We start from the raw sequence: 9,161 nt of genomic DNA on the forward strand, positions 1-9,161 counted from the left end.
ATCAGCGGAACTCTTAAATCGTTGCAATACCGCGATCCGCACGCTCGGGGGTATTCGGGCCGGCCCGTGTCCGGCCGACGGAGGTACGTCACCGCTGTCCGACGAGGAAGGGAGTCCTCAGGATGTCCAGCTCGATGCCCGCCGACCCGCCGCCGCGCCTCCGGCGCCGCGGATTCCTGCAGCTGTCCACCGCCACCGTGGCCGCCACCGTGGCCGGCAGCGTGGCCACCGCCGCCCTGGGCCCGCGCCCGGCCGCCGCCGAGCCGCCGCCGCCCGGACCCGGCGGCTTCCCGCCCTACACGCCGCCCGCCGGAGCGATCATCGCCTCCAGCTTCGGGTTCGACCCGGACGACGCGACCTCCTGCCTCAAGGCCGCCTTACAGGCGGCGCTGGCCGCCACCACCACCCAGACCACCCGCGTCACCCTCGTGATCGACCGGCAGGCGTCCGACTGGGTCACCGGGCCGCTCAGCATCGGCACCGCCGCCCCCTACCTGAAGGGCGCCGCCCCGCTGACCATCGTCTTCGCCCCCGGCGTGACGGTACGCGGCAAGGCCGGCGCCTTCGACGGCGCCGACAACGACGCCAGCCTGCTCAGCCTGATGGGCCCCAACAGCGGCCCCGACAACGGCAAGGGCGTCTCCGACGTCACCCTGTACGGCTACGGCGCCACCCTGACGATGGACCGCGACGAGTTCAACGCCGGCGAGTGGCGGCACCTCGTCAACATCCTCAGCTGCGCCAGGATCAGGATCGAGGGCCTGACCCTGCGCGGCGCCGGCGGCGACGGCATCTACCTGGGCCAGCAGCTCAACGCCGTCGATTACGCCAAGCCGTACTGCTCCGACATCTGGGTCGTCAACGTGCGCTGCGACGACAACCGGCGCAACGGCATGAGCGTGGCGGCCGTGGAGGGGCTGACCGTGACCGGCTGCTCGTTCTCCGGCGCGATCGGCACGCCGTTCATGGCCGGGATCGACTTCGAGCCCGACCCGCCCAAGTCGTGGCGGCCGTACGGACGGCTGAAGGGCATCACGATCACCGACTGCAGCTTCCTCGACAACGCCGGGTACGGCGTCAACGTCAACGCCACCTGCCTGGCCGGCGCCCCGCCCGAGTGCGCCCCGCTGGACATCCGGCTCAAGAACTGCCGCCTCGGGCCGACGACCTCGCAGATCGCCACGCTCGTCGTGGCGGGCTCGGGCGACAACGGCGGCAGCAACGCGAGCGGCGCCCCCATCCCCGGCACCGTCACCGTGGAGGACTGCCTGCTGGACGCCCGGCTGTTCTGCACCGGGCTGCTCACCGAGGGCATGACCGCCACCGGCGGCATCCACCTCGCCTTCACCCGCACCGCGCTGTGGAACCTGAAGGGGGCGCGGGCCAACCAGGTGGTGCTGGGGAACGCGGTCAGCAGGTGGGCCCCGATCACCCTGCTGGCCAACAACCCGTCGGCCGGCACCGCCACCCGTTTCGGCAACATCGGCTGGACCGACTGCGTGATCCACAGCAACCAGGCCAACCCGCTCCTCGTGGCGCCGCCGGTGTCCGGCACCACCTGCGCCAACCTCACCGGCGGCATCACCGCGTACGTGACGTCGCCCAACGACGCCGCCGCCATGTCACTGGGCGCGAACCCGGACGTCACGCTGACCGTCCACGAGCTGACCGACCCCGGCGCGAAGGACAGCCCGACGCCCGCGACCACCGTGTCGGTGTCGCCCGCGACCGCCACGGTGGCGCACGGCGGCACGGCCGAGCTGACCTTCACCCGTTCCAGCACGGACGTCAGCAGGACCATGGCGGTGGTCTACTCGATGTCCGGCACCGCCACCCAGCGTTACGACTACGACGGCCTGCCGGGCGTCGTCGTCTTCGCGCCGGGGGCGGCCACCGCCAAGGTCACCCTGCGGACCCGCAGGCCCGACGCCGGCACCGGCGCGAGGGTGGCCACCCTGCTGATCGGCAGGAGCGACGCGTACGTCGTCGACGCGAACGCCAGGTCCGCGTCGGTCTCCATCACCTAGGGAAGAAGGAGTGCCTGTGCCGCCACCCCTGCTCGTCGACGCCGACGCGACGCTCGGGCGCAACCCGCGCGCCGACGTCGGCGACGGCGGCGTGACCGCCCTGCTGGAACGGATGGACCGGGTCGGCGTCGCCGCCGCGCTCGTCGGGCACTCCTGGTCCAGGCTGCACGATCCGGCGACCGGCAACGCGCTGGTCAGCCGCCTGGTGGCCGGCCGGCCGCGCCTGGCGGCGTGCTGGACGCTGCTGCCTCCGGGCACGGGCGAGACCGGCGGCCCCGAGGAGTTCGCCCGGTCCGCGCGCGAGCACCGCGTGCGGGCCGTGCGGGCGTACCCGGCCGACCACGGGTACGAGCTGGCCGGGCCGGACGCCGCGCCGATGTTCGCCGCGCTGGCCGAGGCCGGGCTGCCCCTGCTGCTCGACGCCCCGCAGGCCGGCTGGCCGGAGGTGGAGGCGCTGGCGCGGCGGCACCCGTCGCTGCCGGTGGTGGTGGGCCGCGCGGGCTACCGGGTGCTGCGCCGCGTCGCAGGGGTGCTGGAGAGGACCGGCAACGTCTACGTCGGCACCGCCGACCTGTCCTCCCACCGGGGGCTGGAGTGGCTGGCGGAGCGGTTCGGGCCGGGCCGGCTGGTGTTCGGCACCGGCATGCCGGAGCGCGACCCGGCCGAGTCGGTGACCCGGCTGCTGTGGTCGGAGCTCCCCGACGAGGCGGTCGCCGCGATCGGCACCGGCACCCTGGCCACCCTGACCGACCTGGACGGACTGACATGAGCGCACAGACCCCCGCGTGGCCCTCCCCCGGCTCGCCCGCCCTTGACGTACTGGACAGGCGGACCCCGCCGCCCGAGTTCGTGGACGCGCACGCGCACCTCGGCCCCTACAGCCTGTTCTTCATCCCTGACCACGGCGCGGCCGACCTGGTCCGGGTGATGGACCGCTGCGGCGTGGCCCGTACGCTGCTGTCCAGCCACCTGGCCATCCAGTGCGACGCGGCGGCCGGCAACGACGCCACGGCGGCGGCCGTGGCCGCCTTCCCCGACCGGTTGGCCGGCTACCTGGTGGTCAACCCGTGGCAGGACCCGGTGGCCGAGCTGTCGCGGTGGGCGGGCGACCCGCGCTTCGCCGGGATCAAGCTGCACCCGAGCCTGCACGAGTACCGCCTGACCGGCCCCCGCTACCGCCCGGTGTGGGAGTACGCCGCGGAGCGGCGCTGCCCGGTGCTCACGCACACCACCTCCGGCCTGCCGTACGACGATCCTGCGATGGTGGGCGAGGTGGCCGGCCGGTACCCGGAGGTGACGATCCTCGCCGGGCACTCCGGCCTGTTCCGCGCCGGGTTCGACGACGCGATCGAGGTGGCCCGGCGGCACCCGAACGTGGTGCTGGAGCTGTGCGGCTCGTTCATGCACGGCGACGAGATCAGCCGGATGGTCGGCGAGGTCGGCTCCGGGCAGGTGGTGTTCGGCTCGGACGTGCCGTTCATCGACCTGCGCATGTCGCTCGGCCGGGTGATCTTCGCCCGGCTCTCCGAGGCGGACCGGCGCGCCGTCCTCGGCGGCACGATGCGCCGCGTCCTGGCCACTGCGCCGCGCGCGGCGTAGTGGCCAGGCGCCCGGTCACCGCACCGCGACCGTCGCGGTGCGGGTCTGGGCGTCGAACTTGTAGGCGTCGCTGTGCAGGATCTCCAGGATCACCGTACGGGTGTCGTTGCCGAGGTCGGGCCGGCGCGTCCGCAGCGTGACGGTGGTCGTGGCCTCGCCCGGCTTGAAGATCGCCATGCCGGACAGGCCGTCGTAGTCGTAGCGTTCCTCGGCGGTGCCGGTGGTCGAGTAGGCGACCGCCATGGTCCTGCTCGTGTCGCCGCCGCCGCGGGTGAAGGTGAACGTCACCGTGTCGCCGCGCCGTACGGCGTCGGCCGACGCGCTCACCGACACCTGCGGCATGGGGGTGACGGAGTCCTTCACGTTCGGCGCCTGGAACTGCTCGATCGTCAGGGTGTTCCCCGCGGCCGGGACGTTCAGCGTCGGCGACCCGGTCGGGGCGGGCAGGTAGGCGGTGAGGTTCCCGGCCAGCCCGGTGCACGCCGACTGGCTGTCGTTCACGTACGGGTAGCCCGCGATGAGCGGGTTGCGCTGGTTGGTGTTGATCACGCAGTCGGTCCAGGTCACGCCGCCGAACTTCTTGGCCACGTCCGGCCCGGCGACCGCCACCAGCGCGATCGGCTGGTACTTGCCGGCGCGGGAGTAGGCGTCGTTCCAGATCGCGGTGCGGGTGAAGGTCAGGTGGAAGTCGGTCCCCGCGGGCATCGCCTGGGTGCGGATCGCCGCCGCGAACAGCCGGGAGTCGATCAGCGAGTCCGTCACCGACACCTCGCCCGGCATCATCGGCCCGGTGCCGATGCCGCCCTCCTCCCGCGGGGTCGGGTCGCCGTTGTCGCCCCACACCGAGCAGATGAAGGTGCCGAGGTCGGCGGCGGTGGTCGCGCCGAACAGCACGTTGTCGAAGCTGATGGTCAGGGGCGCGCACTCGGGCGGCGCGCCGCCGAGGCACAGCGCGTTGATGGTCACCGCGTAGCCCACGTTGTCGCGGATCGCGGTGTCCTTGACGACGATGTTCTTCAGCCTGCTGTGCGGCAGCAGCTTGAACGGCCTGGAGGTGGTCCGCGCCGGGTCGGGCTCGAAGCAGATGCCCGCCATCGGCGGCGTGCCGAACGTGCCGGTGAACTCGCACGACTCGACCCGCAGCCCGTCCACCGAGATGACGGTCATGCCGTTGCGGCGGTGGTTGTCGCAGCGCACGTTGCGCAGCGTGATGTCGCTGCAGTAGGTCTGGCCGATCGACTCGCGTCGCGGCCGGTCGTAGCGCACGCCCAGGTAGATGCCGTCGCCGCCGGAGTCCCGCAGGGTCAGGCCCTCCACCGTGATCTTGTCGCCGCTGAGGACGCTCAGCGTGTGCCGCCACTCCCCCGCGTTGTACTCGGTCTTGTTCATGGCCAGCGTCGCGCCGTACCCGATGATGGTGATGCCGGAGACCAGCTCGCCGGTCGCCGGGCCGGCGATGGTGATGAGGCAGACGTCTATGGTGTCGAAGATGAGCGGGTTCCCGTCGAACACGCCGGCCTTGGCCCGTACGACGGTTCCCGGCTCGAACACGATGGTCAGCGGGTGCGGGCCCTTGAGGTGGTCGGGGTCGAAGCCGATCACGAGCGGCCCGGTCACCCAGTCGCCGTCCTGCCGGTCGACGAACAGCGTGGTGGGGCTCTGGTGCGTCTGGTCCAGCGCCTTGTTGATCGCCGTCTGCAGGGTGGTCGTGGTGTCGGTCGGGTTCCAGCCGCCGCAGCGGGACGCGACGATCGCGTCCTTCGGCCGCCGGTACGGCCTTCGGTCGCCGATCGCGGCCGCCGCGGCGGGCTGCGGAACGGCCGCGCCGAGCGCGGTGGCGCCCGCGGTGGCCGCGGACAAGCTCAGGAAGCTCCGGCGGTGCATGCTGCCGTCTCCTGCCATGGTGACTCCAGTCGCCAAGAGGTGGATGGGGGGTGCCCGGTCAGGAGGCGCGCGCGCCGGTGACCAGGTAGTCGGTGAACCCGAGATGGGTGTAGAGCAGGCCGCCTTCGTCCACGGCCGGGCGGTCGGCGGCGCGCCAGCCGGGGAACTCCTCGACGTGCGGCCGGCACCGGCCGTAGTAGGCGGCGAGCGGCTCCCGGTAGGCGCGGTCGGCCGCCGCGCGGGCGGCCCCGGCCAGCTCGCGCGCCTCGGCGAGACGGCCGTCGGCGAGCTCGACGGACACGGCGAAGGTGGGGTCGAAGAACGCCCACCCGCCGTCGACGAACAGTTCGGCGGCGGTGTGCCCGCAGCGCAGGTTCGCGTGCACCGCGAAGCAGAGCCGCCCGGTGACGCCCCGCACGGCGGCCAGCGCGACCAGCACGCGGGCCTGCTCGTTGCACCAGCCGGCGCCCGAGCCGATGATCTCCTCCTCGATGAGGGCGCGGTCAGGCGGGGTGCGTTCGGGCAGGTGGTGGGGGTGGGTGACGTGCTCGTGCACCCAGCGGTTGGCGGCCCGCGCGAACGCGCGCCCGCCCCCCGCCGGGAGTCCCGCCACGACGCGTTCCAGCGCCGGCCTGGCGCCGGGCTCGTACCGCAGGGGCGGCGGCGGGAAGGCGTACAGCAGCGGCTCGGTCTCGCGGGCCAGCCGCAGCTGGCCGCGGGCCTGGACCAGGTCGAGCCCGGCCACGGGGGTGGTGGCGATGGCGTGGTCGATGTCGCCGGGGAAGCCACGGCCCCGGTACGCGCTCAGGTCCACGCGTCCTCCCCCGGCGTGCCGGGCACCGGCACCGCGCGCCCGGTGCGGGCGGACTCGTACAGGGCGAGGATGGTGGCCAGCACCAGGCGGCCCGCCGCCGTGCCGACGAGCGGCGGGCGGCCGTCCCGCACGGCGGCGGCGAAGTCGAGGTACTGCGCTCTGACCGCGGCCCGCTCGTCCGGGTCGGCGGGGATCTCGACGGTGCCGCGGTCGCCGTGGACGGCGACGCGGGGCGGCAGACCGGGGAAGGCGGCGGTGGTCGCGCTGACCCCGGCGATCGCGCCCGACGCGAAGCGGATGCCGCCGACCAGGGTGTCCTCCACCTCGATCCGCTCGTGCGCCAGGCAGCCCGCCTGCGCCTGCACCTCTACCGGCCGGCCGAGCAGCCACAGCAGCAGGTCCAGCGTGTGCACGCCGAGCGTGATCAGCGCGCCGCCGCCCTCCACCGCGGCGCTGCCCCGCCACGGGGTGGCGTCGTAGTAGTCCTGGTCCCGCCAGGTCACGGTGTGCGCGGCGCCGCCGGTCAGCCGGCCGAGCCCGCCGCCCGCCACCCGGGCGTGGGCGGCCCGGGCGGCCGGTTCGAAGCGGCGCTGGCTCATCACGCCGACCACCCGGCCGGTCCGCCGCTCGGCCGCGACGATCCGGTCGGCGGCCTCCAGGCCGATCTCCAGCGGCTTGTCCACGAGGACGTGCTTGCCGGCCTCCAGCGCGGCGACCGCGGTCTCCGCGTGCCTGCCGTGCGGGACGCACACGGTGACGGCGTCGACGTCGGGCCGCGCGCACAGCGCCTTCAGGTCGGGCTCGGCCGCGCAGCCCAGCCGGGCGGCCACGGCGGCGGCCCGTCCCGGCGCCGCGTCGGCCACGGCCACCAGCCGCGCCGCCGGGCCGAGCGAGGCGATCGTCTCGGCGTGCACGCCTCCGTACGAGCCGCAGCCGATCACGCCGAACCGCAGCGGGCCGGTCATTTGCTGTACCCCGCGGCGATGCCCTCGATGATGCGCCTGCCGAGGACGACGTACAGGATCAGCAGCGGCAGGATGAGGATGATCAGGCCGGCGAACAGCACGTTGTACTGGTTGCCGTTGTACTGCATGTTGATCGCGAAGTTGTAGAGCGACAGCGACAGCGTGGTCTGGCGGCGCAGCAGGACCAGGGCGAAGAACGTCTCGCCCCAGTGCCCGATGGCCTGCAGGATGAAGATGGTGATCAGGCCCGACCTGGCCAGCGGGAACATGATGCGCCAGAACGTGTACCCGGGCCCGGCCCCGTCGATCGCGGCCGCCTCCTCCAGCTCGTTCGGCAGCGACCGGAAGAACGCGGTGAGCAGGAACAGCGCGTACGGCACCCCGGTGCCGATGTAGATGAGCGTGAGCCCGCCGATCGAGTCGACCAGCCCGGCCCGGTCGAAGGCCACGTACAGCGGGATGAAGATGGTCTGCGCGGGGATGCCGAGGCCGATGACGAAGAAGACGGTGTGCGCCCCGGCCAGCCGGGACCGGAACCGCGACAGCGCGTACGCGGCCGGGGCGGTCAGCAGGATGCAGCCCACGCCCGAGGCGAAGATGAGGACGAGCGAGTTGAGCACGCCGGCGCCGAACTCGCCGGCCACCCAGGCCTCCAGGTAGTTGCTCCAGAGGAACTCGCTGGGCCAGGACCACGGGGCGAGGACCATCTCCCTGGTGGACTTCAGCGACGAGAGCATCATCCAGAGGATGACCAGGATGTCGGCCGCCACCAGGAACCAGGCGAACGGCACCAGCGACCAGTGCAGCCAGCCCCTGCCCGAGGGGCGCCGGCGCGCGGAGGGGGAGATCACGGTTGGGGTCACGGACACCTCGCCGGCTAGTAGGTGATGGAGTCCTTGCGCAGGATGCGCCGCGACAGCACGGCGAGCCCGCCGGTGAGGACGAGGACGATGACGCCGCACGCGGAGCTGATGCCGTAGTCGGGGACGCCGTCGGGGTTGAACGCCTCGCCGTAGGAGTACATGGCGAAGTTCCACAGCTTGGGCGACGGCAGCGCGCCGTCCTGCGCGGAGAAGGTGAGCAGGAACTCGAAGGTCTTCAGCGCGCCGACGCACCACAGCACCGAGCAGACGCTGACGATGTCACGCATCAGCGGGAAGGTGACGTAGCGGAACCGGGCGACCGGCCCCGCCCCCTCCAGCTCGGCGGCCTCGTACAGCTCGCGCGGGATCCGGTCCACGGCCGCCATGAAGATGACGGTGTACGTGCCGGTGGTCAGCCACATCATGCCGACGAGGATGGTCTTGAAGGCGTTGTCCTGCGCCAGCCAGGCGGGTGGATGCTCGACGCCCAGCTTCACCAGCACGGTGTCGACGAGCCCGTCCGGGTAGTTGAACAGGAAGCCCCACAGGATCGAGATGGCGATGCCCGGCACCAGCGAGGGGAAGAACACGACCGCCCTGGCCAGCCGCCTGCCCACCATGTCGTGCATGAGCATGGTCAGCAGGAACGCGATCGCGAACACGCCGATGCCGACGCCGAACACGATCCAGAAGGTGTTGACGAACGAGGTGCGGAAGACGGGGTCCTTGAACATCCGGGTGTAGTTGGACAGCCCCGCCCACTGCATGGGGCCCGCGCCGGCCCAGTGGTTGAGGCTGATCCACAGCGTGAACACCGTCGGCGCCACCATGACGGCGGCGTAGACGACCAGCGCCGGGTACACGAACGGGACGAACAGCCGCCGGCGTGACCGCTCCAGCGGCGACAGGCGCAGGCGCCGGCTGCGGCGGGAGGCGGTCTCCGGCACGGGGGAAGCGACTGCGGGCATGGTGGTCACGCTGACGCCTTTCTTCAGGGGGTCCGGGCCGG

General features: G+C 72.8%; 8 protein-coding genes. 3 read left to right on the forward strand and 5 right to left on the reverse strand.

What is annotated here, in order from left to right; genetic code table 11:
- Positions 1 to 122: 122 nt before the first annotated feature.
- The 3 genes from BMX74_RS26225 to BMX74_RS26235 are packed head-to-tail and all read left to right on the forward strand — an operon-like array spanning position 123 to position 3,626.
- Positions 123 to 2,027: a right-handed parallel beta-helix repeat-containing protein gene (locus BMX74_RS26225; RefSeq protein ID WP_091103394.1), complete on the forward strand. Its 1,905-nt coding sequence runs from the start codon at positions 123 to 125 to the stop codon at positions 2,025 to 2,027.
- Positions 2,028 to 2,043: 16 nt separating this feature from the next.
- Positions 2,044 to 2,796 (forward strand): amidohydrolase family protein, encoded by a 753-nt coding sequence (locus BMX74_RS26230; protein WP_256257267.1) that lies wholly within the window; start codon positions 2,044 to 2,046, stop codon positions 2,794 to 2,796.
- Positions 2,793 to 3,626, forward strand: a complete 834-nt coding sequence (locus BMX74_RS26235; RefSeq protein ID WP_091103396.1) for an amidohydrolase family protein — start codon at positions 2,793 to 2,795, stop codon at positions 3,624 to 3,626. The genes BMX74_RS26230 and BMX74_RS26235 overlap by 4 nt, the downstream gene beginning before the upstream one ends.
- A gap of 15 nt (positions 3,627 to 3,641) precedes the next feature.
- On the opposite strand, the gene BMX74_RS26240 is transcribed toward BMX74_RS26235, so the two are convergent.
- The 5 genes from BMX74_RS26240 to BMX74_RS26260 all read right to left on the reverse strand — a co-directional run.
- Positions 3,642 to 5,510 carry a right-handed parallel beta-helix repeat-containing protein gene (locus BMX74_RS26240; protein ID WP_055502234.1) on the reverse strand — a complete coding sequence of 623 codons (1,869 nt, stop codon included), beginning with the start codon at positions 5,508 to 5,510 and terminating at the stop codon, positions 3,642 to 3,644.
- Positions 5,511 to 5,568: 58 nt separating this feature from the next.
- The gene (locus BMX74_RS26245; protein ID WP_091103397.1) at positions 5,569 to 6,324 is read right to left on the reverse strand and encodes a transglutaminase domain-containing protein; all 756 of its coding nucleotides are present in this window, start codon (positions 6,322 to 6,324) and stop codon (positions 5,569 to 5,571) included.
- On the reverse strand, positions 6,315 to 7,289 hold the full coding sequence (locus tag BMX74_RS26250; RefSeq protein WP_091103399.1) for a Gfo/Idh/MocA family protein: 975 nt from the start codon (positions 7,287 to 7,289) through the stop codon (positions 6,315 to 6,317). The genes BMX74_RS26245 and BMX74_RS26250 overlap by 10 nt, the downstream gene beginning before the upstream one ends.
- The gene (locus tag BMX74_RS26255; RefSeq protein WP_201784478.1) at positions 7,286 to 8,152 is read right to left on the reverse strand and encodes a carbohydrate ABC transporter permease; all 867 of its coding nucleotides are present in this window, start codon (positions 8,150 to 8,152) and stop codon (positions 7,286 to 7,288) included. The genes BMX74_RS26250 and BMX74_RS26255 overlap by 4 nt, the downstream gene beginning before the upstream one ends.
- Before the next feature lie 14 nt (positions 8,153 to 8,166).
- The coding region (locus tag BMX74_RS26260) for a carbohydrate ABC transporter permease (RefSeq protein ID WP_218154060.1) at positions 8,167 to 9,161 on the reverse strand (995 nt) is incomplete at its 5' end.

The sequence above is a fragment of the Nonomuraea pusilla genome (assembly GCF_900109355.1).
GTDB lineage: Bacteria > Actinomycetota > Actinomycetes > Streptosporangiales > Streptosporangiaceae > Nonomuraea > Nonomuraea pusilla.